This window comes from Paenibacillus woosongensis (assembly GCF_030122845.1).
GTDB lineage: Bacteria > Bacillota > Bacilli > Paenibacillales > Paenibacillaceae > Fontibacillus > Fontibacillus woosongensis_A.
Genome location: NZ_CP126084.1, coordinates 4,854,701 through 4,880,988, shown reverse-complemented (window position 1 = coordinate 4,880,988; position 26,288 = coordinate 4,854,701). Strand labels below are relative to the sequence as shown.

General features: G+C 52.9%; 27 protein-coding genes, 2 pseudogenes and 1 riboswitch. All 29 genes and pseudogenes read left to right on the top strand.

All coding sequences use genetic code 11. The annotated features are described in order from the left end of the window. The first annotated feature begins 4 nt into the window (after window positions 1-4). The 29 genes and pseudogenes from QNH46_RS22495 (at window position 5) to spoIID (ending at window position 26,217) form a co-directional block, all read left to right on the top strand. Window positions 5-808: a Cof-type HAD-IIB family hydrolase gene (locus tag QNH46_RS22495; RefSeq protein ID WP_283926100.1), complete on the top strand. Its 804-nt coding sequence runs from the start codon at window positions 5-7 to the stop codon at window positions 806-808. A 282-nt stretch (window positions 809-1,090) separates the two neighbouring features. Further along, entirely contained in the window at window positions 1,091-2,158 is a 1,068-nt protein-coding gene (gene prfA, locus QNH46_RS22490; protein WP_213593543.1) for a peptide chain release factor 1, read from the top strand. Window positions 2,159-2,162: 4 nt separating this feature from the next. Then, window positions 2,163-3,056 (top strand): peptide chain release factor N(5)-glutamine methyltransferase, encoded by an 894-nt coding sequence (prmC, locus tag QNH46_RS22485; RefSeq protein WP_283926099.1) that lies wholly within the window; start codon window positions 2,163-2,165, stop codon window positions 3,054-3,056. A 157-nt stretch (window positions 3,057-3,213) separates the two neighbouring features. Beyond that, window positions 3,214-3,411, top strand: coding sequence for a hypothetical protein (locus QNH46_RS22480; RefSeq protein WP_283926098.1), 198 nt, complete (start codon window positions 3,214-3,216; stop codon window positions 3,409-3,411). A 77-nt stretch (window positions 3,412-3,488) separates the two neighbouring features. Beyond that, window positions 3,489-4,672 (top strand): annotated as a pseudogene (locus QNH46_RS22475) (FtsW/RodA/SpoVE family cell cycle protein). 155 nt (window positions 4,673-4,827) lie between these two features. Further along, window positions 4,828-5,390 (top strand): annotated as a pseudogene (locus QNH46_RS24670) (stage II sporulation protein R). 288 nt (window positions 5,391-5,678) lie between these two features. Further along, a complete protein-coding gene (locus tag QNH46_RS22465; protein WP_283926097.1) occupies window positions 5,679-6,827 on the top strand; it encodes an L-threonylcarbamoyladenylate synthase in 1,149 nt (382 codons plus the stop codon). A 29-nt stretch (window positions 6,828-6,856) separates the two neighbouring features. Beyond that, window positions 6,857-7,711: a DUF72 domain-containing protein gene (locus QNH46_RS22460; protein ID WP_283926096.1), complete on the top strand. Its 855-nt coding sequence runs from the start codon at window positions 6,857-6,859 to the stop codon at window positions 7,709-7,711. Window positions 7,712-7,812: 101 nt separating this feature from the next. Then, window positions 7,813-8,373, top strand: coding sequence for a manganese efflux pump MntP (locus QNH46_RS22455; protein ID WP_283926095.1), 561 nt, complete (start codon window positions 7,813-7,815; stop codon window positions 8,371-8,373). Between the two features lie 49 nt (window positions 8,374-8,422). Then, a complete protein-coding gene (locus tag QNH46_RS22450) occupies window positions 8,423-9,007 on the top strand; it encodes a low molecular weight protein arginine phosphatase (RefSeq protein WP_283926094.1) in 585 nt (194 codons plus the stop codon). Between the two features lie 63 nt (window positions 9,008-9,070). Next, window positions 9,071-9,153, top strand: a riboswitch (ZMP/ZTP riboswitch). A gap of 127 nt (window positions 9,154-9,280) precedes the next feature. Beyond that, window positions 9,281-9,868: a TIGR01440 family protein gene (locus QNH46_RS22445; protein WP_283926093.1), complete on the top strand. Its 588-nt coding sequence runs from the start codon at window positions 9,281-9,283 to the stop codon at window positions 9,866-9,868. Window positions 9,869-9,923: 55 nt separating this feature from the next. Beyond that, window positions 9,924-11,174: a serine hydroxymethyltransferase gene (locus QNH46_RS22440; protein ID WP_283926092.1), complete on the top strand. Its 1,251-nt coding sequence runs from the start codon at window positions 9,924-9,926 to the stop codon at window positions 11,172-11,174. A gap of 264 nt (window positions 11,175-11,438) precedes the next feature. Continuing rightward, window positions 11,439-12,068, top strand: a complete 630-nt coding sequence (gene upp / locus QNH46_RS22435; RefSeq protein ID WP_283926091.1) for a uracil phosphoribosyltransferase — start codon at window positions 11,439-11,441, stop codon at window positions 12,066-12,068. A gap of 33 nt (window positions 12,069-12,101) precedes the next feature. Beyond that, complete coding sequence (gene wecB / locus QNH46_RS22430; RefSeq protein WP_283926090.1) at window positions 12,102-13,268, top strand: non-hydrolyzing UDP-N-acetylglucosamine 2-epimerase; 1,167 nt, start codon at window positions 12,102-12,104, stop codon at window positions 13,266-13,268. A gap of 104 nt (window positions 13,269-13,372) precedes the next feature. Next, complete coding sequence (locus QNH46_RS22425; RefSeq protein WP_283926089.1) at window positions 13,373-13,606, top strand: AtpZ/AtpI family protein; 234 nt, start codon at window positions 13,373-13,375, stop codon at window positions 13,604-13,606. Further along, the gene (locus QNH46_RS22420; protein WP_283926088.1) at window positions 13,599-13,976 is read left to right on the top strand and encodes an ATP synthase subunit I; all 378 of its coding nucleotides are present in this window, start codon (window positions 13,599-13,601) and stop codon (window positions 13,974-13,976) included. The genes QNH46_RS22425 and QNH46_RS22420 overlap by 8 nt, the downstream gene beginning before the upstream one ends. 33 nt (window positions 13,977-14,009) lie before the next feature. Continuing rightward, entirely contained in the window at window positions 14,010-14,774 is a 765-nt protein-coding gene (gene atpB, locus QNH46_RS22415; protein ID WP_213593569.1) for a F0F1 ATP synthase subunit A, read from the top strand. Window positions 14,775-14,871: 97 nt separating this feature from the next. Further along, complete coding sequence (atpE, locus tag QNH46_RS22410; protein WP_006213098.1) at window positions 14,872-15,084, top strand: F0F1 ATP synthase subunit C; 213 nt, start codon at window positions 14,872-14,874, stop codon at window positions 15,082-15,084. 99 nt (window positions 15,085-15,183) lie between these two features. Further along, a complete protein-coding gene (gene atpF / locus QNH46_RS22405) occupies window positions 15,184-15,675 on the top strand; it encodes a F0F1 ATP synthase subunit B (RefSeq protein WP_283926087.1) in 492 nt (163 codons plus the stop codon). Then, a complete protein-coding gene (locus QNH46_RS22400) occupies window positions 15,672-16,220 on the top strand; it encodes a F0F1 ATP synthase subunit delta (protein WP_283926086.1) in 549 nt (182 codons plus the stop codon). The genes atpF and QNH46_RS22400 overlap by 4 nt, the downstream gene beginning before the upstream one ends. A 15-nt stretch (window positions 16,221-16,235) precedes the next feature. Further along, on the top strand, window positions 16,236-17,750 hold the full coding sequence (atpA, locus tag QNH46_RS22395) for a F0F1 ATP synthase subunit alpha (protein ID WP_213593575.1): 1,515 nt from the start codon (window positions 16,236-16,238) through the stop codon (window positions 17,748-17,750). Window positions 17,751-17,985: 235 nt separating this feature from the next. After that, window positions 17,986-18,846, top strand: coding sequence for an ATP synthase F1 subunit gamma (atpG, locus tag QNH46_RS22390; RefSeq protein ID WP_283926085.1), 861 nt, complete (start codon window positions 17,986-17,988; stop codon window positions 18,844-18,846). Between the two features lie 148 nt (window positions 18,847-18,994). Next, entirely contained in the window at window positions 18,995-20,395 is a 1,401-nt protein-coding gene (gene atpD, locus QNH46_RS22385; RefSeq protein WP_283926084.1) for a F0F1 ATP synthase subunit beta, read from the top strand. A gap of 61 nt (window positions 20,396-20,456) precedes the next feature. Continuing rightward, window positions 20,457-20,882, top strand: a complete 426-nt coding sequence (locus QNH46_RS22380) for a F0F1 ATP synthase subunit epsilon (RefSeq protein ID WP_283926083.1) — start codon at window positions 20,457-20,459, stop codon at window positions 20,880-20,882. Window positions 20,883-21,701: 819 nt separating this feature from the next. Continuing rightward, a complete protein-coding gene (locus tag QNH46_RS22375; RefSeq protein WP_283926082.1) occupies window positions 21,702-21,953 on the top strand; it encodes a DUF1146 family protein in 252 nt (83 codons plus the stop codon). A gap of 335 nt (window positions 21,954-22,288) precedes the next feature. After that, window positions 22,289-23,638, top strand: coding sequence for a UDP-N-acetylglucosamine 1-carboxyvinyltransferase (gene murA, locus QNH46_RS22370; protein ID WP_283926081.1), 1,350 nt, complete (start codon window positions 22,289-22,291; stop codon window positions 23,636-23,638). Window positions 23,639-23,790: 152 nt separating this feature from the next. Then, on the top strand, window positions 23,791-23,922 hold the full coding sequence (locus tag QNH46_RS22365; protein ID WP_283926080.1) for a hypothetical protein: 132 nt from the start codon (window positions 23,791-23,793) through the stop codon (window positions 23,920-23,922). Window positions 23,923-24,334: 412 nt separating this feature from the next. After that, the gene (locus QNH46_RS22360) at window positions 24,335-25,402 is read left to right on the top strand and encodes a hypothetical protein (protein ID WP_283926079.1); all 1,068 of its coding nucleotides are present in this window, start codon (window positions 24,335-24,337) and stop codon (window positions 25,400-25,402) included. Further along, the gene (spoIID, locus tag QNH46_RS22355; protein WP_283926078.1) at window positions 25,399-26,217 is read left to right on the top strand and encodes a stage II sporulation protein D; all 819 of its coding nucleotides are present in this window, start codon (window positions 25,399-25,401) and stop codon (window positions 26,215-26,217) included. The genes QNH46_RS22360 and spoIID overlap by 4 nt, the downstream gene beginning before the upstream one ends. Window positions 26,218-26,288: the final 71 nt, after the last annotated feature.

The window sequence follows — 26,288 nt, the reverse complement described above, 5'->3', positions numbered from 1 at the left end:
GAACATGCCGGCCCTGAATGCACCGGTGGCAGGCCGCCGAGCCATTGTGTTTTTCGATATTGACGGCACGTTGCTGGACCATCGCAAGCGGCTGCCCGGTTCAGCGAAGGAAGCCATTCAAGCCCTGCAAGATCTTGGCCACGAGGTTGCGCTGGCGACGGGCCGCTCCCCGTTTATGCTGCAGCGGGTAGCTGAAGAGCTGGGAATCGATTCCTACATCGGGTTTAACGGCCAGTACGTCGTAATGAAGGGGGAGCGCATTTATACGAACCCGTTCCGGAAGGAAGAACTGGACGAATTGTCCCGGTTCGCCGAGGCAAACGGACATCCGCTGGTTTATTTAAATGCAGATTCCATGCGCAGCAGCATGACGCACCATCCCTATGTCGAAGAATGCATAACATCGCTGGAATACGCTCATCCTCCGTGTGATCCCGAATACTTCCGAGGGCGTTCCATTTATCAGACGATGCTATTCTGCGAGGAGCCGGAGGACCAGCAGTACCGGGAAAGGTTTGCAGGGCTCAGTTTTGTGCGCTGGCATCCCTTCTCGCTGGACGTCCTCCCGGGCGGAGGCTCGAAAGCGAGCGGCATCGCCCAGCTCATTCATAGACTGGGCTTCGAGCCGGAGGAAGCCTACGCGTTCGGCGACAACCTGAACGATCTGGAGATGCTGCAGTACGTGGGGCACGGCATTGCGATGGGGAATGCGCCAGACTGCGTCAAGCAAGCTGCAAAGTACGTGACGGCGGATGTAGACCGTCATGGAATCGCTCGCGGACTGCAAATGGTGGGACTGCTGCCGTGAGTACATAAGCGCGGACGGTTGCGGCGGGGTTAATTTGAAATCAGCGAAGTGATCGGCGGAGGGATTTTGGCAAATGCAGTGAATACAGCAAATGTGCAGCCAAAGCAGGGGCTGGATTGGTTGTGTAAGGAAAATGACGGTGCTGGGAAACGGAGGTCGACGGGAAGGCCTATTCAGAAGCCGGAAGTTGTGGTATAATAAACAGTCGTTTGCTCTTAATGTGCTGAACGTTGAGGGACGGCTATTTTCAGGAAACTTCCATGTAAAGAGAGGTGGCTTCCCTTGTTAGATCGACTTCAATCCCTGGCTGATCGTTATGAGAAACTGAGCGAATTGCTCTGCGATCCGGATGTAGCGAATGACACGAAGAAACTAAGGGATTATTCCAAGGAACAATCGGACTTGCAGCCTGCTTACGAGGCTTATACCGAATATAAGAAAGTCATCGAAGAGCTCGAGGCGGCGAAAGCTATGCAGGCCGAGAAGCTGGACGATGAAATGCGTGAAATGGTCAAGATGGAAATTGAGGAGCTGTCCGCCCGCCAGCAGGAGCTGGAGGAGCAGATTCGCATTCTTCTTTTGCCTAAAGACCCGAACGATGACAAGAACGTTATCGTGGAAATCCGCGGTGCGGCTGGCGGGGACGAAGCGGCTTTGTTTGCGGCCGACTTGTACCGCATGTATACGCGCTTTGCTGACAACCAAGGCTGGAAAGTGGATGTCATGGACGTCAACGAGAGCGATCTCGGCGGCTTCAAGGAAATTATTTTCATGATTAACGGCCGCGGCGCTTACAGCAAAATGAAATACGAGAGCGGTGCGCATCGCGTACAGCGTATCCCGGCGACGGAGTCGGGCGGACGGATTCATACTTCCACCTCCACGGTAGCGGTTATGCCGGAAGCCGAGGAAGTGGACGTCGAGATTCTCGACAAGGATATCCGCGTCGATACGTTCTGCTCCAGCGGTGCAGGCGGACAGTCCGTTAACACCACGAAGTCGGCCGTGCGGGTCACGCATATCCCGACGGGGATTGTGGCGACGTGTCAGGACGGCAAATCGCAGAACTCCAATAAGGAGAAGGCGCTGCAGGTGCTTCGGGCCCGGATTTCCGATATGATGCGCCAAGAGGAAGAGGCGAAATACGCCGGCGAGCGGAAGAGCAAAGTGGGTACAGGTGACCGCAGTGAGCGGATTCGTACGTATAACTTCCCGCAGAGCCGGGTAACCGACCATCGGATCGGTCTGACTGTTCATAAGCTGGATCAGGTGATGAACGGGGATATCGAAGAGTTTGTATCCGCGCTGACCCTGGCGGAGCAAGCTGAAATGATGGATAAAGGAGAATAACGCTTTGAACAGAGACGGCGTAAGCTATACCCTATCTGACAAGCACAATATTTCGGAAGCCCGCAGAGAGGCTTCTTCTTTTTTAGCGGCGGCGGGCGTGCAGGAGCCGGACTCCAACGCCGAGCTGCTGATCCGGCATGTGCTCGGCCTGGAGGGCGCCGCTTATTTGGCGGCGCTGCGCGATCCGTTCCCGCGCGAGAAGAAGGAAGCGTGGGAGGAAGTGATCCGCCGCAAAGCGGCGGGCGAGCCAGCGCAGTACATTATCGGGGAGCAGGAATTCTACGGCCTGACCTTTCAGGTCACGCCGGCTGTGCTGATTCCCCGCCCGGAGACGGAGCTGCTCGTGGAGGCGATCGTGCAGCAGGCCGATCGCCTGCCGGCCGGCGGCGCGCTGTATGCCGCCGACATCGGCACCGGCAGCGGCGCGATTGCCGCTGCCTTGAAGCACCTGCGCCCGAACTGGCGCGTGGCGGCGAGCGATATCTCGCCGGACGCGCTGGCGGTGGCGCAGGGCAATGTCCGGCGGCTCGGCCTGGATGTGGCGTTCAAGCAGGGGAACCTGCTTGAGCCGTTTGCGGGCGAGCCGCTGGACATCGTGGTGTCCAATCCGCCGTACATTCCGGCGGATGTGATCGCGGGCCTCCAGCCGGAGGTGCGCGACTACGAGCCGCGCACCGCACTTGACGGAGGCCCGGACGGTCTGGCGCCATACCGCGAGATGATGGCGCAGCTTGCGCTGCTTCCGCAGCCGCCCCGCCTGATCGGCTTTGAGCTGGGCCTGGGGCAGGCCGCCGATGTAGCCGAGATGCTGCGGGCTGCCGGGCATTGGCAGGAGATCGTGACCGTACCGGATTTGGCCGGAATTGACCGGCATGTCCTGGGCGTCGCGATCCACTGAATCGTAGTGACTATGCTATAGTTGATCTCGCGGCTCGCTGATCTGCGCCGGGAATGATAACGCCGAGCGAGCATCGTGGCGATGCCGAGCTGCGGGACTAAGTGAACGCCGCGGAATACCGAATGGATGACACTGGTGAACATGGCGGCAATACCGGGTGCGTGACACGGATGAGCATCGCAGCAATAGCGACTATCGCGCAACGGCTTCCCCGGACAGAGGCGGCAGGCAGTACAACCGCTCCCCGTCCGGGGATTTTTTGACTTGTGACGACGGCAAGGTACATCGTTTCAAGCCAGGCTGCCGGCAGACAAAGGCTTGGCGTCGGGGGATCTTTTCTGGGGCTGTCAGATAGACTTTAACCTGACTTTTACTTACAATAATGAAGTAGCGGTTATTGCACATTCATCGATAGGGGCAGGAGGACGGCAAATGCTTAACAAGCTTAAGAAAATTGACTTCACGATCGTATTTATTTTGCTCATCCTCATGGGGATCAGTATCGCAGTCCTTTATAGCGCAACCTCGGACACGAAGTACAGCGGGTATCACCTGCAAATGCTGAAATATTACATTTTGGGTTTTGTCGTGTTTTTTCTGGTGTCCTTGCTTGATTTCCGCCTTCTGATCAAAAATGCGATATATATTTATTTGTTTGGACTATGTCTGCTCGTCGTGGTCATGTTCATCGGGAACACATATCATAACGCGACGGGTTGGATGACGCTGCCGGGCGGAATCAGCTTTCAGCCGGCGGAATTTTTTAAGCTGATCCTCGTTATTTTTCTAGGATTCCTGCTTGTTCGCAAGCGGAAATCCGGACTATTGTTCTGGCGGGATGTCGTGCCGGTATGCTTGTTAACCTTCATCCCCTTTGTCGCGGTGATGGCTCAGAACGACTTGGGGAATGCGCTGAGTTATCTCGTGATTTTGGCGGGGATGCTCTGGATTGGAAATATCAAGTACACGCATGCATTGATTGCCTTGGCGATTTTTGGCGGATCCGTTCTGGGTGGAATTAGTGCTTACAAAATATATTATGAGCAGGTATATGCTTTCTTCGAAAATATCGGACGGGAGCACTGGATCGAACGGATTGACCCTTGGCTAATGCCGGAAATGGCCACGGACAAGGCGATCTATCATACGAAAAACGCCAAGCTGGCTATCGCCACCGGCGGAATGACGGGCGAAGGCTTCATGCAGGGCGCCAACGTTCAGGCTGATCTGGTGCCGCTCACGTATTCCGATTCGATCTTTGTCGTCATAGCCGAGGAATTCGGCTTTATTGGCTGTTCGGTATTGCTGCTGCTGTATTTTGTCCTGATTCATAGGCTGATTCTGATATCGCTGGATTGCCGGGACCGTTCCGGACCGCTGCTTATCGTCGGCATCGTGGCGATGCTGCTGTACCAGATTTTCGAGAACATCGGGATGTTCATCGGCCTGATGCCGCTGACGGGAATTACTTTGCCCTTTATCAGTTACGGGGGACGTCATTGATGATTAATATGGCCAGCATCGGGGTAGCGATGAGCATTATGATTCACGGCAAGGAGGCGGAGGAGGATCACCCCTTGACCACTTCACGGTACGCTTCGATCAGGCCGCAGTAATTTGCCGCCGGGCATAGAATTGGTAGAATTAGAGCTTAAATCTAGCAGATGGATAGGTTTACGTTTCTCTTAAACGGACATACTGATAGACATCAGTAGTTTCGTAGAGGGGAAGCGGCAATGAGACGGCAGTTCCGCAGTATGGCACTTATTTTTTGCAGCTTAATGATTTTGTTCATGTCTTGGGAAGGACAAAAAACGATGCCGCCGCTCTCGGCAGCTCCATACCGGAGGAATCAATCCGGCTGAGGATCCTTGCTAATTCGGATCGGCCGGGTGATCAGGCGGTCAAACGGCAGGTTCGCGATGCGATCGTTGAGCAGATGAATGGGTGGGTTCAGCAGCTGGAAGCTCCCGTCAGCCTTGCGGAGGCTCGGCGAGTCATACAGAGCAACCTGGATTTAGTAGAAGATACGGTAAAGCGGACGCTTGAAAAAGCGGCAAAACCTATGCTTACAAAGTGGAGCTGGGGGTTGTCCCCTTTCCGACGAAAATGTACGGCGGAGCCGTTTACCCGGCAGGGGATTATGAAGCGCTGCGCGTGACATTGGGGAAAGGCGAGGGCAAAAATTGGTGGTGCGTGCTGTTTCCGCCGCTTTGCTTCATCGACGCTGGCAGTGGGGAGGCGCTGGCGAAGGGCAGGAGCGAGGCGGAGGCTGATCTTCAAAATGCAGCCCCGGCATCGGGGGCGCAGTTGCGGCAGGCGCTGCTGATCTAGCTAACGCGCCAGGTTCGGGCGATATGGACGAAGCAGGGCAGACGCATGTGCCGGTGCAGCAGGAGAAGGCGGAGGTTCGTTTTTTCCTGTGGGATATGCTGTCGGGACTGTGGGATTGGATTATGGGCTTGTTTAAATAAGCGATTGATAATTTTGAAAAGAGGCGAAGGCTTGTCATGCCACGCGTATAACCGGCGGATGGGGTTATGGGGGCGGACAAGCTTTTTGCGCTGCGCGGGTTGGGTTATAATAATTACAACTATAGATGAAAGTTAGAGTGGATACGCCATGAACGATAAGGATCAGGTCAAGGAACCGATAAAGGAGATCGGCATAAAGAAGCCGCAAGGTGCAAATGCATCGGATGGAGAGCGGACGTGCTGGTGGGATGTCACAGGAACGGGCGGCGATAAGGCAATCGCGGAGGCGGCGGCGGTGCTGGCGGCCGGAGGAACGGTGGCCTTTCCGACCGAGACGGTGTACGGCCTCGGTGCGGACGCCCGGAGCACGGCAGCGGTGGAGTCGATTTTTGCCGCCAAAGGGCGGCCTTCCGACAACCCGCTGATCGTGCATATCGCCGACGTGAAGCAGCTGGACGGTCTCGTCACCGAGGTGAACGAGACGGCGCGCGCGCTCATGGAGGCTTATTGGCCGGGGCCGCTGACGCTGGTGCTTCCAGCGGCACCCGGCGCCATCTCGCCGCGCGTGACGGCGGGGCTGTCCACCGTGGCCGTGCGGATGCCGGCCCACGACATAGCGCTGCGGCTGATTGCCGCAGCAGGTTGTCCGGTGGCGGCGCCCAGCGCCAACCGGTCGGGGCGGCCGAGCCCCACGCTGGCACAGCATGTGGGCGAGGATCTGGCCGGCGTGATCGATGGCATCGTCGACGGCGGGCCCACGGGGGTGGGCGTGGAATCGACGGTGGTGGAGGCCGGCCCGGACGGCACGGTCACCGTGCTCCGCCCCGGCGGGATCACGGCCGAGCAGCTCGCCCGCATCGCCCCGGGCGGCGTGACCCTGGACCCCGCCCTGCGGGAGGCGGGCGGGGCCCAGGACATCCCGGCACCGAAGTCGCCGGGAATGAAGTACACGCACTATGCGCCGCGCGGCACGCTGCGCATCGTGCGTGGGGCCGCCGCCGAAGCCGTGGCGGCCCGGATCGCCGCCGAGCTCGAGGCGGCCGCGCTGCGCGGGGAAGTGACGGGCGTGCTCGCGTTCGACGAGCACCTCCCTTACTTCCGCGCCGACTGCGTGCTCTCGCTCGGCAGCGTCCATGCGCTGGAGACGGCTGCGCACCGTCTCTACGCGGCGCTCCGCCGCTTCGACGAGCGCGGCGTCACGTACATGCTGGCCGAGGCCTGTCCTGAGGACGGCCTCGGCGCCGCCGTCATGAACCGCCTGCTTAAAGCGGCGGGACATGACGTCATAGATGTATAAGGAATGCTGACGAAAGGCGGTGAAGCCGTATGATATCTGTCGGGCTTACCGGGTGGGGAGACCATGACGATCTGTATCCGCCCGGCACGCCGTCCAGGCAGAAGCTGGGATGGTACGCCCGTCATTTTCCCGTTGTGGAAGTCGACAGCTCGTTTTATGCCGTATTGGGCAGGGATACGTATTCCCGCTGGCTGGAGATGACGCCGCCTTCGTTTACTTTTATTCTCAAGGCCTATCAAGGCATGACCGGGCACGCCCGGGGAAAGGTCCCGTTCGAGGGGCCGGGAGTCATGTTCCAGGCTTATCTGGATTCGATCGCGCCGGTCGTGGAATCTGGACGTCTTCGTGCGGTGATGTTCCAGTTCCCGCCTTGGTTCGACTGCAATCCCGATCATGTCCGGCAGCTGCGGGCGGTCAGGAAATGGATGGGGCGGCTGCCGCTAGCGCTTGAGTTCAGGCACCAGAGCTGGTTTGCCGAGGGGATGCGCGAGCGGACGCTGGACTTTATGCGTGAGGAAGGCTGGATTCATATCGTCTGCGACGAGCCTCAAGTAGGCCTGGGCTCGGTGCCTACGGTGCTTGAGCCAACGGACGAGCGGCTGACGATCGTCCGGCTCCACGGCAGGAATGCCGCCGGCTGGACGCAAAGCGGTGCGCCCAATTGGAGGGAGATCCGTTATTTGTACCGCTATAATCGAGAGGAATTGACGGAATGGCGGGATAAGCTTCGCGTGTTGGAGTCGCGGGGGGCGAAGGAAATCTGCATGATTTTTAATAATAACTCCGGTGGTGATGCGGCTTCGAACGCCCGGGAGATGATGGAAATTCTCGGGATGGAGCCGGCGGAGCTGCCGCCTTCCCAGCTTGATTTATTTGGTGAGTAGCTGGGGATAGGCTGCAGGCACCGGCCAAAAGCTTGTCATGAGTCCTCCCATGTTCGCATATGGTTGTACAAAACCATCCTCGGACATGGGAGTGTGGCGTTATGGCTGTAGTATACGAGCGGCTGGGTGAATTGTTAACGATAGCTTTAATGGCCGCAGCTTTGGGAATGGACGCCTTTTCCCTGGGAATCGGTATAGGTATGCGCGGCGTAAGGAGCATGGAAATATTCCGGATCAGCTTGCTGGTTGCTTTGTTCCATTTTTTGATGCCGCTGCTGGGCGTCGTTGCCGGACAATATGTGGGGGAATTGCTGGGAGGGCTGTCCAAGTACGTATCCGGCAGCTTGCTTGTGCTCCTAGGGGGGCATATGATATGGAACTCGCTTTTTGGCGGCAATGAGCGGATCGTGAATTACCGTTCATTTTTTGGAATATTGCTGTTTTCGCTAAGCGTAAGCGTGGACTCCTTTTCCGTAGGTGTATCCCTGGGCATGTTCCATAGCGACCTGCTGCTGACGGTCATTGCTTTTGCCGTGTTCGGCGGGATCATGTCGATCCTGGGTCTGCTGCTCGGCCGGGGTGTAGGAAGCCGGCTGGGGGAATATGGGGAAGCTGCAGGCGGCGCCATTTTGCTTGCGTTTGGACTAATTTTCATCTTTTGATACAATGTCACATAAGATACAACCAGATATTAGCTGGAGGTGAACAGGCTTGCGAATATTGTTTGTATGCACCGGCAATACTTGCCGCAGTCCGATGGCGGAAGGAATATTCCGCAAGCTGGCGCGGGAGCGGGGAATCGATGCGGAGGTTGCTTCGGCGGGCGTGGCCGCGGTGGCGGGTCTGCCGATCTCCCGGCATGCCGAAGGCGTGCTGAAGGATTGGGGAGTCCATGACCAGATCACATCAACCCCGCTTCATGCCGAATTGATCGAGTGGGCCGATCTAATACTTACGCTGACTGCGGGGCATAAGCAGCAGGCGATAACCGCCTTCCCGGAGAAGGCGGATAAAATTTATACGTTGAAGGAATATGTCGAGGATGATGAGATTGTTCTGGCTGAGCAGGCCGAGCTTAGCCGGTTGATCGCTGATCTTGAACTGAGCCGCGCGCTGGGTCAAGCTTTGGATGAGGCTAAGGAGCAGCGGATTCGCGAGCTGCTGCAGCGGATGCCGCGGTACGACATTTCCGATCCATTCGGAGGCAGCCGTGAGGATTATGACCTTACGGCCCAAGAAATCAGTACCGCCCTGGAGAAGCTCATTGCGAAGCTCGAGAGAGAGCGTTTACGTTAATGAAAAGGCAAAAAGCGGGTTGCAATTGTGACGCGCATGTTTTATTCTTAAGTGGAATGGAAATGGATCCGATGTAACTGGCGACGATAGTGGATCAAACCACAATGGAGCATCGGAATATACGGCCGGTCGCCTGGGCAAAGAGCACGACGCATCTGCTGCGTCATGCTCTTTTTCGTCATTTCAGACAATTCGCTGCTCCGCCGCCGTCCCTATCCCTCATTATTATTAGGTATAATATAGGCAAGCTGTCTATGAAGGGTGGATACGATAATGGATAGAGAACGAACGGAGCAATCGCTTCGCGAGCAAGCGGCCGAGGTGCTGGAAGAACTGGTCTCCGCAGCTTCCCTCGGATCCGGGCATCTGGTCGTCATCGGAGCTAGTACAAGCGAGGTGGCGGGCCAGCGGATCGGTACGGCTGGCGCAGAGAATATAGCCGCTGAATTGTATGCCGGATTTGCTGAAGTACAGAGCAAGCATGGCTTTGAGCTAGCCTTTCAATGCTGCGAGCATTTGAACCGGGCACTGGTCATGGAGCGTTCTGTGCTGGAGCGGCTGGGTTTAACTGAAGTTGCGGCTGTGCCTGTGCCGAAGGCAGGCGGCTCCATGGCAGCTGCGGCATATCGCCAGCTGAAGCAGCCCTGCCTGGCAGAAAGCGTTCAGGCTCATGCCGGCCTGGATGTCGGCGAGACGCTGATCGGCATGCATCTAAAGCGCGTGGCTGTTCCTTATCGCCCAGCGCGGCGGTATATCGGGCAGGCCAGGGTGACCGCAGCCTGGACGCGGCCGAAATTGATCGGCGGGGAACGGGCGGTCTATCAGCTGCCGGAGGTGCAGGATTCGCATCTGTGCGATTGATGTTTGGAGTGTCTTCACAAATTTATTATTTTTAACATAAGGAGGATTTTGGACAATGGATCAATTGAAAAAACAAGACCCTGCAGTACTGGAAGCGATGAATCTGGAGCTTAAGCGCCAACGGAACAACATCGAACTGATTGCTTCCGAGAACATTGTCAGCGAAGCGGTGATCGAAGCGATGGGTTCCGTGCTGACGAACAAATACGCGGAAGGATATCCAGGCAAACGCTATTATGGCGGCTGCGAACACGTGGATATCGTAGAGGACATCGCCCGTGACCGCGCCAAGGAATTGTTTGGAGCAGAGCATGCCAACGTTCAGCCTCACTCCGGCGCCCAAGCGAACCTTGCGGTGTATCTGGCTGCGCTCAACCCTGGGGATACGGTTCTGGGCATGAACCTGGCCCATGGCGGACACTTGACGCACGGAAGCCCGGTTAATGCCTCTGGTCTGCTTTATAACTTTGTAGCTTACGGCGTACAGGAAGATACGTTCCTTATCGATTATGATGAAGTGCGCAAAGCGGCTTTCAAACACCGCCCTCGCCTGATCGTAGCTGGAGCCAGCGCTTATCCGCGCATTATTGACTTCGAGAAACTGGCTTCCATTGCCAATGATGTTGGCGCGCTCTTTATGGTAGACATGGCTCATATCGCGGGCCTGGTTGCTGCTGGTCTTCATCCGAATCCGGTTCCTCATGCGCATTTTGTGACAACAACGACGCACAAGACGCTTCGCGGTCCGCGCGGCGGCATGATCCTCTGCCGCAAGCCTTGGGCAGCGGCGATCGATAAAGCAGTATTCCCGGGAACACAAGGCGGTCCGCTCATGCATGTTATTGCTTCCAAAGCGGTTGCCTTGGGGGAAGCTCTGCAGCCATCGTTCAAGACTTATGCAGAGAACGTCGTCAAGAATGCGAAAGTATTGGCTGAAACGCTGGTTGGCGAAGGGCTCAATCTGGTGTCCGGCGGTACGGACAACCATCTGATGCTGATCGATACCCGCAACCTGAACATCACGGGCAAGGATGCGGAGCATGTGCTTGATTCAATCGGCATTACCGTGAACAAAAATGCTATTCCTTTTGATCCTACCAGCCCGTTCGTCACCAGCGGAATCCGCATCGGTACGCCTGCGGCTACCTCCCGCGGCATGGATGAAGCGGCGATGAAAACAATCGGACAAATTATTGCCAACGTTCTTAAAAATTCCAAGGACGAGTCTGTCTTGGAGCAGGCCCGCAAACAGGTTAGCGCGTTAACGGATCAATTCCCGCTGTACCCTGAGCTGCGTTACGAATAATTGAGGCTGAAGAAGCTGACGAGTGGCGTCCCGATACCTGAAGGTAAGGGGCGCCTTTTTTTATAGAATTAATGAGGGACTGCCTTCATAGAAATAAGCTGGTAAATTATTTTCATTAGGCCATTAGATGCAAGGCGGAAGTCAGGTTGATACAGTTCGTGGCAATCGGAAAAAGACAGTGATATAATAAACAGGATTTGTGCATCATTGGATGTAAAGGATCGTCAACTTGAGAAGACTCAGCTATAAACCGGAGGGACAAATATGGGAAAATTGGTGGTATGTGATCACCCTTTGATTCAACACAAACTGACTTTTATTCGAGACATGCAAACGAACACGAAGGATTTCCGTGAATTAGTGGATGAAGTGGCTACGCTGATGGCCTATGAAATTACGAGAGAAGTTCCGTTGGAATCCATAAAAGTACAGACGCCTGTCTGCGAAACCGAGGCGAAGGTGATTTCCGGCCGGATGCTCGGATTAATTCCGATTCTTCGCGCAGGCTTGGGCATGCTTGATGGCGTGCTGAAGCTGCTTCCTGCGGCCAAGGTAGGCCATGTGGGACTGTTCCGCGATCCGCAGACCCTGCAGCCTGTCGAATATTATGTGAAGCTGCCGACGGACGTTCAGGAGCGCGAGCTTATTGTGATCGACCCGATGCTGGCTACGGGCGGATCGGCGATCGCAGCGATCGATGTGCTGAAGAAGCGCGGCTGCACGCAAATTAAAATGATGAACCTGATTGCGGCGCCTGAAGGTGTACAAGCCGTTCAGGAAGCTCACCCGGATGTGGACATTTATGTTGCTGCGCTGGATGAGCGTCTGGATGAGCATGGCTACATCGTTCCGGGATTGGGAGACGCGGGCGACCGGCTCTACGGAACAAAGTAAAGTAAGCGATATTAATTAAGGAAAGGAATAATCATGTCTAAAATCAAGGTAATGACAATTTTTGGCGTCAGGCCTGAAGCGATCAAGATGGCCCCGTTAATTCTTGAGCTGCAGAAGCATCAGGACCATATCGAATCGATGGTTTGCGTTACGGCACAGCATCGCGAGATGCTGGACCAGGTGCTCGAGGTGTTCAAAATCGTTCCGGACTATGACCTGGATGTCATGAAGCCGAACCAGACCCTGAATGAAATCACGATACGGGTTCTGGGCGGCCTGGAGAGCGTTCTGCGTGAAGCGAAGCCGGATATCGTGCTTGTCCATGGGGATACCCTGACTACTTTTTTGGCCAGCTATGCGGCTTTTCTGCAGGGTATTAAAATCGGGCATGTCGAGGCAGGACTGCGCACTTGGAATAAATGGTCGCCATATCCCGAGGAGATGAACCGCCAATTAACGGGGGTTCTGGCGGATCTGCATTTTGCCCCGACCGAGTGGTCAGCCAACAATTTGCGCAAGGAAAATAAGCCGGAGTCAAGTATATATATCACAGGCAACACAATAACTGATGTGTTTCAATATACAGTACAGCCTAATTATTGGAACTCAGCGCTGGACTTCGCTGCCGGAAAACGGCTGATTCTGATGACGGCTCACCGCCGGGAATCGCAAGGCGAGCCGCATATGAACATTTTCCGTGCTGTAAAGCGCATTGCTGACGAGTTCGAGGATGTCGCCATCGTCTACCCGGTGCATCCTAGCCCTCCGGTTAGAGAGCCGGCACATGCCACATTGGGAGGCCATCCGCGCATCAAGCTGATCGAGCCTCTTGACGTTGTGGATTTCCACAACATTTATCCGCATACTCATCTGATCGTGACGGATTCCGGCGGCATGCAGGAGGAGGCTCCTTCCTTTGGCGTCCCAGTGCTTGTACTCCGCGATACGACGGAGCGCCCGGAGGGGATTGAGGCAGGAACGCTTGAACTTGTCGGTACGGATGAGGAGATGGTTTATGAACGGATCAAGGCGTTGTTGACGGATGGTTCGCTGTATGAATCTATGAGCCGTGCGGCAAATCCTTACGGAGATGGAAAGGCATCTGAAAGAATTGTCAATGCGATATATCACCATTTCGGTGTAATTGATCATCGTCCAGAGGATTTTCACAGAAAGTTCATAAATTCGAATGATCAATAATTGTGTTTTTGAACGAGATAGCATACAGTTATACTGTACGGTTTTGAATGCATTCGTTGACAAAAAGTAGACACATTCAGTAAAATAAGTTGGGATTGTCCGATATGAAAATTCCTGATAATAATGGTAATCCTTGGATTACTGTCGCTGCCATCGGTGGAGCGGGCTTTTTGCTGGCTATGTATATTGTGATCGGCTTTTTGGGTGCAAGATGGCTGGTGGAGCGGTTTGGTGGTCCGAATTATTGGGTTGCCATTGGAGCTATAATCGGCCTCTTGTCAGGAATCGTCAACATATTCGTACTTATCAAAAAGTTTTTGGGGGCGCAAAATGGATGATTTGGGTTCCATTGTTACAGCGGTATCCCGGTTAACGTTCCTGTTATTGTCCGCAGTTCTTTTTGGCTGGGCTTTTGCTCCGGAATATCGGCCGTTTTTAGCCGGGTTGTTTCTGGGATTAGCCGTCGGATTGCTGTATGTCCGGTATTTATCCATCAAGGTGCGGCAGCTGGTCGAGCTTGCAGTCAGCCAGGAGCAGCGTAAATTCAATTTTGGTTTCATTACTAGAATTTGTCTGGTATTCATTACAGTCATGGTTGCGGCAAAGTTCGAGCAGATATCGCTGATATCCGCCATTATCGGACTGTTTGTGCCGCAGCTACTGACCATCCCGGCGAGCATTGTGATCGGGCTCCGAAACAAATCTTAACAGCTTAATCGGGAAAGGGGTGAACATTAACACATGCATTCAGCACCGGTGATTAATCTTGGGGGATTCAACCTCGATCTTTCGGCAATTTTCATGCTGCTGGTCAGTTCGCTAATTGTGTTTGTTTTATGCAGGCTGGCTGTTAGCAATCTTTCCGTCGAAAACCCTTCCAAAATGCAAAATTTTATGGAATGGGTTGTCGAATTTGTCCAGGGGATTGTCGGAAGCGCGATGGATTTGAAGAAGGGTAAGCCTTACATATCCCTGGGACTTACGCTCATTCTGTTCATTTTCGTATCCAACCTGCTTGGATTGCCTTTCAGTATTATTACAGAGACTCACAAAGAAGAGACCTTCCTGGGCTTCATTATTGAAGCGACAAGAGGTCTTAGCGATGGGAACCATGTCGAGCTGCTTTGGTGGAAATCGCCTACGGCGGACGTATCGGTGACGGCCGGGCTTGCGATTATCGTATTCATTCTGATGAACTACCTTGGTCTTAAGTTAAACCGCAAACATTATCTGAAGCATTACATCGAGCCGTATCCGTTCTTCTTGCCGCTCAATATCATTGAGAACCTGGCAAAACCGGTCGCTCTTGCGATTCGTTTGTTCGCAAACATTTTTGCGGGCGAGGTTCTGATCACGGTCATTCTGAAGATGGGATTCTTAGGTATTCCATTCCTGGCCGTATGGCAAGGTTTCAGTATATTTGTCGGCGCGCTTCAAGCCTTCATATTTACGATCCTTACGATGGTATACATTGCACAGACAACGATTCACGAAGAAGATCATTAATAAACTCGGAAGGCACGAGCCGTATCCGGCTCGACCCGGAAGAGATCTATTATATTAAAAAATTCACAATGAGAATAGTTTAAGGAGGATATTTACAATGGAATTTTTGGCAGCAGCTATTGCAGTTGGTTTGGGCGCACTTGGCGCAGGTCTTGGTAACGGTATGATCGTTAGTAGAACGGTGGAATCCATCGCTCGTCAGCCAGAGGCACGCGGTCCGCTTCAAACAACGATGTTCATCGGTGTTGGTATCGTCGAGGTTGTACCTCTCGCGGCTACAGTTATTGCATTCTTGATCATGTTCTCTTAATAATAGTTTCGGTTTGGCGGGGAGGGCCTATGCCATCCGCGCCTTCGTTTTAAGAGCATAGAATTCAGAAACTATTATTAACGGAAAGGAGTGACTTCGGTGACTGTCCTTTGGGAGAATATCGTCATTACCATAATTGCGTTTGTAATTCTGTACTGGTTGCTTAGCAAGTATGCTTTCAGCAAACTGTTTGCGGTAATGGAGCAGCGCCGCGAGTTGGTGCTCGGGCAACTGGAAGAAGCGAAGCAAACGAAAGAGCAGGCAAATGTATATGTCGAGGAGCAGAAGGCTGCTCTTAATCAGGCTCGTCAAGAAGCCTATGAAATCATCGAGCAAGCGAAGCAAAGCAGCAGTAAGCAAGCGCGTGATTTGCTGGAACAGGCGAAGCAGGACACTACTCGCATGAAGAACGAAGCAATCCGCGATATCGAGAACGAGAGAAACAAGGCCGTCGAATCCTTGCGCGGCGAGATTGGTACTTTCTCCGTCAACATTGCCTCTAAGCTGATCGAGCGTGAGGTCGAGAACAATCCGGAAGAACAAGAGAAGCTTGTTAACCAATATCTTAAAGAGGTAGGTAGCAAATCATGAGCCGTGAAGCTGTTGTAGCGGGCAGATACGCCAAAGCCCTGTACGAAATTGCTGCACAGGAAGGGCGTACGCTGGAAGTTGAACAGGAAATCAGAGCTCTCGTAAATGCTTTTAATGAAGATCAGGATATACAAAAATTTATTTCTACCCCGAATATCTCGGAAGCCGCTAAATGGGAAGTGCTTGAAGGAGCCCTTGAGGGCAAAATGTCGAAGTCTGTTGTCTCATTGGTGAAGCTGCTTGTAGAGCGGGGAAGAATCGGAATTTTGCCGGAATTGCTGGACCGCTACATCAAAATTACAGGCGAAGTACTTGGACTGGCTACCGCAACAGTCTATACGACTTACCCTTTGAATGAAGAGGAGAAGGCGGCAATCGCAGACGAATTTGGGGCTTTGGTCAACAAGAAAATTCGCGTTCTGAACGAGATTGACAAGGATCTGCTCGGCGGAATGAAAGTCAGAATCGGCGATACGCTGTATGATGGAAGTTTGGCCGGGAAGCTTGAACGGCTTGAGAAGTCTTTTCGAAGACAAGCACTGTAGATAGGGGTGAAAAACTTGAGTATCAGACCTGAAGAAATCAGTACGCTGATTAAAAGTCAGATCGAACAATATAAATCGGAAATTGAAGTGGCCGAAGTGGGCACCGTTATTCAAGTTGGTGATGGTATCGCTCGCGTCCACGGGCTTGAGAACGCCATGGCAAACGAACTACTCGAGTTTGAGAACGGCGTTTTTGGCCTTGCGCTGAACCTGGAAGAAAGCAACGTCGGGGTTGTTATTCTAGGCCCATACAACGATATTCGTGAAGGTAACCAAGTGAAACGCACCGGGCAGATCATGCAGGTACCCGTTGGGGATGCCCTGCTGGGCCGCGTCGTGAACCCGCTTGGCCAGCCGGTCGACGGAAAAGGACCTGTCGCAACGACAGAATTCCGTCCGGTTGAGAACAATGCACCGGGTGTTATCGACCGGAAATCGGTTCATGAGCCGATGCAAACCGGGATTAAGGCGATTGACTCGATGGTTCCAATCGGCCGCGGTCAGCGGGAGCTGATCATCGGTGACCGTCAAACAGGTAAAACCGCTATTGCGATCGATACGATCATTAACCAAAAGGGCAATGGCGTAAAATGCGTATACGTAGCTATCGGACAGAAGCAGTCGACTGTCGTTAACGTGGTTGAGACGCTTCGCCGTCATGGAGCGCTTGATTACACGATCGTTGTTACGGCATCCGCTTCGGAGCCGTCACCGCTTCTTTATATCGCTCCATATGCGGGCGTTGCAATGGCCGAGTACTTCATGTACAAAGGCGAGCACGTACTCATTATTTATGATGACTTGTCCAAGCAAGCGGCTGCTTATCGTGAGCTGTCTCTCTTGCTTCGCCGTCCTCCGGGCCGTGAGGCATATCCGGGCGACGTCTTCTATCTGCATTCCCGCCTGTTGGAGCGTGCAGCGAAGCTAAGCGATGAACTGGGCGGAGGTTCGATTACTGCACTTCCATTCATCGAGACTCAAGCTTCTGACGTATCGGCGTATATTCCAACGAACGTGATCTCCATTACGGATGGCCAGATTTTCCTGGAGTCCGACCTGTTCTACTCCGGTCAGCGTCCGGCGATCAACGTCGGTATTTCGGTATCCCGGGTAGGGGGATCCGCCCAAATCAAAGCGATGAAGAAGGTTGCTGGTACGCTTCGTCTTGATTTGGCGCAATACCGTGAGCTTCAGGCATTCTCCCAATTCGGTTCCGACCTCGACAAGTCGACGCAAGCACGTCTGACTCGTGGTTCCCGTATGATGGAAATCCTGAAACAGGGTGTAAACCAACCGCTTTCCGTAGAGAAGCAGGTTATCAGCTTGTATACGGCAGTCAAAGGATATCTTGATGATATTCCGCTTGGCGATGTGCGCCGTTTCGAAGCTGAGTTCCTCTCTTTTGTGGACAGTCAGCATGAAGAGGTTCTGCAGTCGATTCGCGACACGAAAGATTTGACCGCAGAAAACGAGGAAAAGCTGAAGGAAGTTATCGAGAAGTTCAAAAGAGGTTTTTCCGCATCTAACTAATACAGCTTCATGAATCGGCCGATCCTGCCGATTCATGATTACTTATAAGAATACTCGTTTTGGTTCCGCCAAAGCTTGATCGTGTTTCGCCTGAATCGGGACAATGTTCTGATCAGGTTTGCTAGCCCGATTAGCTTTGGCTAAGGGCCGAAATTTGAGAATATGTTACGTGAAGTTAAGCGTATGCTTTCGAAGTAACTTTGGCCTTTAGCCAAAGTTTGAGGGTGGTGAAATCATGGCAAAAGGGATTCGCGAGATAAAACGTCAAATTAAGAGTGTTCAGAACACCCGTCAGATTACGAAGGCGATGGAAATGGTCGCTTCGGCCAAGCTGAGAAGAGCGCAAGAGAAGGCCCAGTCCTCCCGTCCATATGCAGAGAAGCTGAAGGAAGTCGTGAGCAGCATCGCCTCCAGCACTGACGGAGTTACGCATCCGATGCTCGTGACTCGCCCCGTAAAACGGACGGCCTATATTGTCATTACGGCCGATGGCGGGCTCGTCGGCGGATACAATACGAACATTCTCCGTAAAGTGATGGATGAGATCAACCAGAAGCACCAATCCCAATCCGAATACGGTTTATTCGTTATCGGACGCAAAGGACGGGACTACTTCAATCGCCGGGGGCTTCCTGTGCTGAAGGATGTCGTCGAATTATCTGATTCGCCGAAATTCGCCGATATTAAGTCTTTGGCCTACGCGGCTGTACAGAGCTTTGAAGAGGAGCAATTTGACGAGGTCTATATTTGCTATAACAAATTTATAAATGCGATGAGCCAGTTGCCGACGGTAGATCGTTTGCTTCCATTCGACAGTGTCGAAACGAGCGGACCGACAGCGGAATACGAGTATGAGCCTTCTCCTGAAGCTGTACTTGAAGTTCTGCTTCCGAAGTATGCCGAAACACTGATTTTCGGTGCTCTTCTGGAAGGAAAGGCGAGTGAGCTTGGAGCGAAGATGACGGCAATGGGCAGCGCGACGAAGAACGCAACGAAAATGATCAACGAGCTGACCCTGACGTATAACCGTGCTCGTCAAGCGGCTATTACCCAGGAAATTACGGAAATTGTGGCGGGTGCCAACGCCCAAGGCTAGCATTTTCGTTTTCGATGATAGTTTGCGGATATGCAGGAACGCTAGACGGTACTGCATGGCTCACAGCTTGGATAGAAGCGGTGTTCCTAATACGAACGGCTCCCAGGCTGCTTAGCGCCGCAAAACTTTAAGGAGGGAAACAACAATAATGAACAAAGGACGCGTTGTTAGCGTAATGGGTCCGGTTGTTGACATTGAGTTTGGACGCGGACAACTCCCGGATATTTTCAACGCTATTAAAATTGTGAAACAGGGCGCACAGGATGAAGGCAGCGAATTGATCCTGGAAGCATCCAATCACTTGGGCGACAACCTCGTCCGCTGTATCGCCATGTCCTCGACGGATGGTCTTGTACGTGGAGTGGAAGCAGTAGACTTGGGCGCTCCAATTTCTGTTCCAGTAGGTGAAGTAACTCTGGGCCGCGTATTTAACGTGCTTGGAGAGACAATTGATAATAAGGGACAGGTAACTTCGGGGGATAGAAATCCGATCCACCGCGATCCGCCTTCATTTGAAGAGCTGTCGACACAATCGGAAATTCTGGAGACCGGTATTAAAGTTATCGATTTGCTTGCTCCATATGCCAAGGGTGGTAAGATCGGCCTGTTTGGCGGTGCTGGTGTTGGTAAAACCGTTACGATTCAAGAGCTTATCAACAACATCGCTCAAGAGCATGGTGGTATTTCCGTATTTGCCGGCGTAGGCGAGCGGACTCGTGAAGGTAATGACTTGTATCATGAAATGACCGATTCCGGCGTTATCAATAAAACGGCGATGGTATTCGGCCAAATGAACGAACCGCCAGGCGCGCGTCTTCGCGTAGCCTTGTCCGGACTTACGATGGCGGAATATTTCCGTGATCAAGAGGGGCGCGACGTACTTCTCTTTATCGACAACATTTTCCGCTTTACTCAAGCGGGTTCTGAGGTTTCCGCCCTCCTTGGGCGTATGCCTTCCGCGGTAGGTTACCAACCTACGCTTGCAACAGAGATGGGTCAGCTTCAAGAGCGGATTACTTCGACGAAGAAAGGTTCCGTTACTTCGATTCAAGCGATTTACGTGCCTGCGGATGACTATACGGATCCGGCTCCTGCGACGACATTTGCTCACTTGGATGCCACGACAAACCTTGAGCGTAAGATTTCCGAGAAAGGGATTTTCCCTGCGGTTGATCCGCTGGCTTCCAGCTCCCGGATTCTGACGCCTGAAATCGTCGGCGAGGAGCACTATAATGTAGCACAAGGCGTTAAACAACTTTTGGCTCGTTATAAGGAATTGCAGGATATCATCGCGATCCTTGGTATGGATGAGCTGTCTGAGGACGACAAGCTGATCGTATCCCGTGCACGGAAGATCGAACGCTTCTTGTCGCAGCCGTTCCACGTTGCCGAGCAGTTTACCGGAATCAAAGGTAAATACGTGCCGATTGCTGAAACGGTTCGCAGCTTCAAGGAAATCCTCGAAGGCAAGCATGATTCCCTTCCGGAAGCAGCTTTCCTCTTCGTGGGTACGATCGAAGAAGCTGTAGAAAAAGCAAAAACGTTGTAATACGCGCCGTGAACTCGGATGCTTCAGAAATGAACTGTCCCACGAACAGGAGGGATGACTAGTGAGCACCTTTTTATTGGAAATTGTTACGCCGGAACATGTGGTGTTCTCCGAACAGGTGAATAGCCTGACCGTCCGCGGTGTCGAGGGCGAGCTTGGTATTTTGCCGCATCACGTTCCGCTGGTAACACCGCTTCAGGTTGCTCCAATTGTGGCCAAAACCGGTGGAGATTCGACCACAATTGCGGTGCATGGCGGCTTTGTTGAAGTTCAGAAAGACAAAGTTATCATTCTCGCAGAAAGTGCCGAGCTTCCGGAGGAGATCGATGTCGATCGTGCGGTAGCTGCACGAGAGCGTGCTGAGCGCAGGTTGTCTGCGGGCAGCAATCAGGATCGAATTGATCACCGTCGTGCAGAATTGGCTCTGCAAAGGGCGATTACCCGGATTAATGTATCCGGCAACGCGAAGATCAAAAAGCATCATTAATTGTAAATTTTATAGCGAAACCGAACACTCTGGTGTTCGGTTTTTTCTTTTTAGGGTACCCGCAATCGGGCCTCTGCGATCAGCTATCTTCAACCATCTGCCCTGCAGGCTTTATTAAAAGAAGGTATAAATTAAGAAGAACTTGTAAAATGTAGTAATTAATAGTGGACAATAACTGTTTCCTTGGCACCTTTTTTGACCGACTTAAGATACAATCGGGTTTGGGACATTGGCCTAAATCTGAATAATTTTAATGAAAATTGTTCAGCAGAAAGTAAATGCTTTGCCGTGGACATAAGAACCTGGCAGTATAAAAAACACACTGAAACCTTGCTCTAAAGCCTATTTACTGGTTTACGCGTGAAAAATGTCCCAGAACATTACATGAGGTTTATGGCGGCTATTGCCGCAGAAAATACGAAAATGCGGTATGTTTGACATCAACGCATGAATTTGGATATAGTATCCACGGCTGCAAATTCGATGTAGCGGAAACGAATATTTTTTTGTAACATAGAATTATGTTGCTTTGAAGCAGAAAATGTCGATCATGAAGAATGAAACAGGCTCCTTGTGACCGCTATGAGGAAATAATTCTGAGTATGTTTTTGCGATTGCAGCAGGGTGAAAGAGCTTTTAAATAAATATACAATTGGAAGCGCTCTGAGCGAAAAGAAAGACTGGATTATTATCACTCAGGCAAGTATGATATATAGGGTCTATAAATTTTTTACATTATGCTTGCCGATATATATTTATAGTGTTTTAACCCTTTCTGGGGCGGTTGCATAAGTATAGAACAAGGCGGGAGGCGCGGATATGAATCCCATGGATTCAGTGCCGACTTCGGTTGGCATGAATGGCTTAACGGCCATTTTAATATCGCTGGCTTGTATTGTCCTGTCCTGGTGGGCGCTGCAAAATCTCAAGCTGGATTTATTCATCCGGCATACGAAGGGACCGCAAGGCAAGCTGCTTCATCTGCTTCTGGCCATCGTGCTGGGACGTTTTGTGGCAGCCTTCATATTGGAGTACTTGGGATACACGCAGATGCTTCGCTATATGTTTTAATTCCTAAGTCTTTGGTTATAAGTGTGTTAGACTATTCGGGTTAACAAGATTTTTGGGGGTCTTGGATCCTTAATGCGTAGTCATACGCAGAGTGAAGTTTGTCGAATAACATCAAAACATTGTGTCAACAATGGTGAATAAGGATTACGCCAAGGGGATCTAGTAAATGCTTGCGAATAAGACGAAATTCTTCATGATTCGTGTTATTCCTACAAGATTAGAGCCTTGTGCGCCTCAAGCTACCGATGATATGATGAAATTTAGGGAAATGAGCGGGATGCCTTTATTTTGCATCGAAAATAAGGGTGAAAATGAACGCGCGGAGGGAAACAAAGATGAGCAAATTTATCGTCCGCGGCGGCAATATTTTGTCCGGGAACGTTAAAGTTAGCGGAGCTAAAAATTCTGTGCTGCCGATCATCGCAGCATCGCTACTGGGGGAGGAAGGCGTAAGCGTAATTCGTGATGCCCCGCCGCTAGATGATGTGATGACCATTATCAAAGTTTTGGAATCGCTCGGAGCGACAGTTACATATGATCGTGAAGTAGTTACGGTCAATGCGCAAAAGATCGCGAATTGTGAAGCGCCGTACGAATGGGTACGGAAAATGCGGGCATCTTTTCTTGTTATGGGACCTTTGTTGACTCGCACGGGCTATACGCGAATTTCTCTTCCTGGAGGCTGCGCGATCGGTACGAGACCCATTGATCAGCATTTGAAAGGCTTTGAAGCGATGGGTGCCGAGATCAATCTAGGGCAGGGCTTTATCGAAGCCAAATCGAACGGACGCCTGCGCGGGGCGAAAATTTATCTGGACGTAGCCAGCGTTGGGGCAACGGAGAATATTATGATGGCGGCTACTCTGGCGGAAGGAACGACGGTTATCGAGAATGCGGCGAAGGAGCCGGAAATCGTGGATCTTGCCAACTACTTGAACGGAATGGGCGCGATCGTCCGCGGTGCAGGAACGGGCGTCATTCGCATCGAAGGCGTGGAGAAACTGCGCGGCGTAGAGCATACGGTAATTCCTGACCGCATCGAAGCAGGCACCTTTATGATTGCTGCCGCTACGACAGGCGGAAACGTGTTTGTCGAGGGCGCGATTGCGGATCATCTTGGTCCCGTCATTGCCAAACTTGAGGAAATGGGCGCGAAGGTTGAAGTACACGAGAATGGTGTGCGGGTTATAGCAGATAAGCCGCTTAGGGCTGTGGACGTCAAAACGCTGCCTTATCCGGGCTTCCCAACCGACATGCAGTCGCAAATGATGGCGCTATTGCTTGTGTCCGAAGGAACAAGCGTGGTGACGGAAACCGTGTTTGAAAATCGTTTCATGCACGTAGAGCAATTTGCGCTGATGAATGCAGAAATTAAAGTGGAAGGACGTACTTCCATCATCACAGGCGGTGCCAAGCTGAGCGGAGCCAAAGTATGCGCTACGGATTTGCGCGCCGGGGCCGCACTCATTATTGCCGGGCTCGTCGCTGATGGTACCACGGAAGTAAGCGGCACACATCATATTGACCGCGGCTATGTGAATTTGGCCGAGAAGCTTTCGGGCCTAGGGGCAGACATCTGGCGGATCACTGTTGACGAGAAAGAATCCGCTGCTCAAAGCGAACGGGTTCCTGTCCATAAGAAGGATGAGCTCCCGATGCTTAAAGTACAACCGACCTGGGCATGATTGCGAATTAATATCATAACCTATAGATGTGAAAAAGACTGTGTTTTTGAGCACGGTCTTTTTTTTTGTTGCGGCAAGAGAAAATGGCGGGAGTTGGGTTTCGCTGGACATGGTGTAACACCGTATGTGCTGGGTGCGGAGGTCGGTGTGAGATGGATTGGATTGATGTGCAACTGACTGGATTTGGTACGCAATTGACTGAATGGACCGTAGATCCGTTATTTGGCGAAAAAGCGGTAATAACTAATGCGTACGGACTGTGGTTCCGTTATTTGGCTAAATGACCTCCTATTATCGTAGAGAAAATTGCAAATAAGTGCATCTGGGTCCGATAAGTACTGTACTTCAGCTTCTAACTAGAAATAGCGCCCTCTCTGTCCGTTAGCAGGGGGAAATGGTGCTGAACCGGATTGAAAAGACATTGCATAAGATATTGAATAAGACATTGCATGTCGAGCACAGCTTGAAGGGGAACCATATATAAAATTATGCTGGCTGATCATCATATCAAACCTATTCATTTCTCATATATTCGGGCTGAAGACTTATCCTTTCCGGTTCTAGCAGGCTCGTGAAGATCATATCTATAAGTATAGCGAACAAAAAGTATAACGAATTCAATCGCTAGGGTCGCATATCCCCTTGGCAGAGGAAACCATGCGGCTGCAGCATGAATCGGGATGGAGGTTGCTTGCTTTGAGTACGGATTCTAATCAGGAACATTTGGTCATCAATCTATCGGCTCGTAAAAATAAAAGAGATCAAAGCTGTGCGTCGATCGGGGGCAGTCTGGAAAGCAGCTGGCGGAAAATAGCGGCCGCGGGGCAAGAAGAGCTGAGGAGCGCTACAAGCCGTGATGCAGCCGTGGCGGGACGGAAGGGTGCGAAGCTGGCATCGCTGGGAACGGAGCCCGCACTGCGTGTAAAAGACGGTGCGCATATAGCTGAAGCTGGGTTTGCCCTGGGACTTCGCAGAGGACCGGATAAATCGCATGTGGCATCAATATCGCACTATGAGGCAAACGATACGCACTACAATGTACAAAGTAGAATACAGTTCAGTACTGCAAGCGAAGGGGCTGGCAGGTTTGTAAAGAGTGCACAACACGGTGTGGCGGCTGTCAGCGGGCAGCGCAGTGCGGCGAACAGTGCTGCGGGAAGCAAAGCAGGCATCGCAGCGGAAGAGCTGAACGGGCGAACAGCACCGTCAAGTGGGGGCAGCTGGGCGCAGCTAAGGGCTGCGGGCAGTGCGCCAGGCCGCGGGGCGGGCGCTGCGCTGCCTGGCGCGCACCAGCCGCTCGGCGCAGCATCGCTGCCTGCGCCCGGCGGGAGCGCGCCAGCTCCGGTGCACGCCACGCCGCAGCCGCAGGCGCGCCGCGCAGCGCGCCCGGCAGCGCCGCGTGCGCTGCGCGCCGTCCGCGTGCGCGTCCCTGCGGGCACGCGCGCGTACCGTTCCTTCCGCCATAGCGGAAGGAACAGCGCCAAGCTCGGCGCTGCGCTGGCCTCGCTGGCCGCGGCGGCCGTGCTGCTGGCGGCCCTTGTTGGCAGCCGCAGCGGCCCCGGGCCCGCGGCAGCACCGCCGCCGAGCGCTGCCGGGCAGCCCGCCGCGGCCGAGCCAGCCAGCACGGCTGGATCCGGCCGTGCTGTGGCGGTGCCGCCCGCGGTCCGGCTCCCGGCTGCGCCAGCCGCCAGCGAGCTGCCCCCGGTCAGCGTCTACCTGACGAAGACCGGGGGATCGAGACGCTGCCGCTCGAGCAGTACGTGACCGGCGTGCTTGCAGCAGAAATGCCAGCGGACTTCGAACTCGAAGCGCTGAAGGCACAGGCGATCGCCGCTCGGACGTTTATCGTCCGCCGCCTGGCGGAAGGGGATCGCAGCGGAGTTCCCGTGCCAGGAGCGGACGTCGTTGATTCGGTCGATCATCAGGCCTATCTGTCCAGCAAAGAGCTGGACAAGTGGATCGAGCTCGGCAAGAGCGACCAGCTGGCCAAGCTGCGCCGGGCGGTAGAGCAAACGAAGGGGATCATCATGACCTACCAGGGCAAGCCGATTACCGCTACCTTCTTCTCTGCCAGCGGCGGGTATACCGAGAATTCAGAGGAATATTGGTCCCTAAAGCTGCCTTATCTGCGCAGCGTGCCCAGCCCGTGGGATAAAAGCGTCAATCCGTCTTTTAAAGAGACGTTAACCATTCCGCTGCACGAGTTGTTCAATAAGCTTGGACTTAAGGATTCTGCCCTGCCTGCCGCGGCTTCCCTAGCTGACCAAGCCGCGGCGCCGGCGCTTTTTCAAATTAAATCCTATACGGCAGGGCATAATGTCAAAACGATGCTCATCAGCGGACAGTCCTTCACTGGACGTGAGCTGCGGGAGAGGCTAGGCCTGCGCTCCGCCCAGTTTGCTATGACTCTGGACGGAGACGACGTCAAGATCACGACGTACGGCAACGGACACGGCGTCGGCATGAGTCAATGGGGAGCCCAGGGGATGGCGAAGCAGGGATACACGACAACGCAAATTCTCAAACACTATTACACCGGTATATCATTTGCGCAGGCATCTGAATGGTTGGAACACTAATTATTTTTGAAATATTACTATAATGGAAGTATAAAAGAGTCACCCTCGGTAACACTGGTTATTGAGGTGAT

Excerpts from the sequence above, each read along its gene's own strand:
- QNH46_RS22495 (WP_283926100.1), top strand. The coding sequence starts at position 5 with ATGCCGGCCCTGAATGCACCGGTGGCAGGCCGCCGAGCCATTGTGTTT.
- QNH46_RS22465 (WP_283926097.1), top strand. The coding sequence starts at position 5,679 with ATGAACGATAAGGATCAGGTCAAGGAACCGATAAAGGAGATCGGCATA.
- QNH46_RS22460 (WP_283926096.1), top strand. The coding sequence starts at position 6,857 with ATGATATCTGTCGGGCTTACCGGGTGGGGAGACCATGACGATCTGTAT.
- QNH46_RS22455 (WP_283926095.1), top strand. The coding sequence starts at position 7,813 with ATGGCTGTAGTATACGAGCGGCTGGGTGAATTGTTAACGATAGCTTTA.
- QNH46_RS22445 (WP_283926093.1), top strand. The coding sequence starts at position 9,281 with ATGGATAGAGAACGAACGGAGCAATCGCTTCGCGAGCAAGCGGCCGAG.
- QNH46_RS22440 (WP_283926092.1), top strand. The coding sequence starts at position 9,924 with ATGGATCAATTGAAAAAACAAGACCCTGCAGTACTGGAAGCGATGAAT.
- upp (WP_283926091.1), top strand. The coding sequence starts at position 11,439 with ATGGGAAAATTGGTGGTATGTGATCACCCTTTGATTCAACACAAACTG.
- wecB (WP_283926090.1), top strand. The coding sequence starts at position 12,102 with ATGTCTAAAATCAAGGTAATGACAATTTTTGGCGTCAGGCCTGAAGCG.
- QNH46_RS22425 (WP_283926089.1), top strand. The coding sequence starts at position 13,373 with ATGAAAATTCCTGATAATAATGGTAATCCTTGGATTACTGTCGCTGCC.
- QNH46_RS22420 (WP_283926088.1), top strand. The coding sequence starts at position 13,599 with ATGGATGATTTGGGTTCCATTGTTACAGCGGTATCCCGGTTAACGTTC.
- atpB (WP_213593569.1), top strand. The coding sequence starts at position 14,010 with ATGCATTCAGCACCGGTGATTAATCTTGGGGGATTCAACCTCGATCTT.
- atpE (WP_006213098.1), top strand. The coding sequence starts at position 14,872 with ATGGAATTTTTGGCAGCAGCTATTGCAGTTGGTTTGGGCGCACTTGGC.
- QNH46_RS22400 (WP_283926086.1), top strand. The coding sequence starts at position 15,672 with ATGAGCCGTGAAGCTGTTGTAGCGGGCAGATACGCCAAAGCCCTGTAC.
- atpG (WP_283926085.1), top strand. The coding sequence starts at position 17,986 with ATGGCAAAAGGGATTCGCGAGATAAAACGTCAAATTAAGAGTGTTCAG.
- atpD (WP_283926084.1), top strand. The coding sequence starts at position 18,995 with ATGAACAAAGGACGCGTTGTTAGCGTAATGGGTCCGGTTGTTGACATT.
- QNH46_RS22375 (WP_283926082.1), top strand. The coding sequence starts at position 21,702 with ATGAATCCCATGGATTCAGTGCCGACTTCGGTTGGCATGAATGGCTTA.
- murA (WP_283926081.1), top strand. The coding sequence starts at position 22,289 with ATGAGCAAATTTATCGTCCGCGGCGGCAATATTTTGTCCGGGAACGTT.
- QNH46_RS22365 (WP_283926080.1), top strand. The coding sequence starts at position 23,791 with ATGGATTGGATTGATGTGCAACTGACTGGATTTGGTACGCAATTGACT.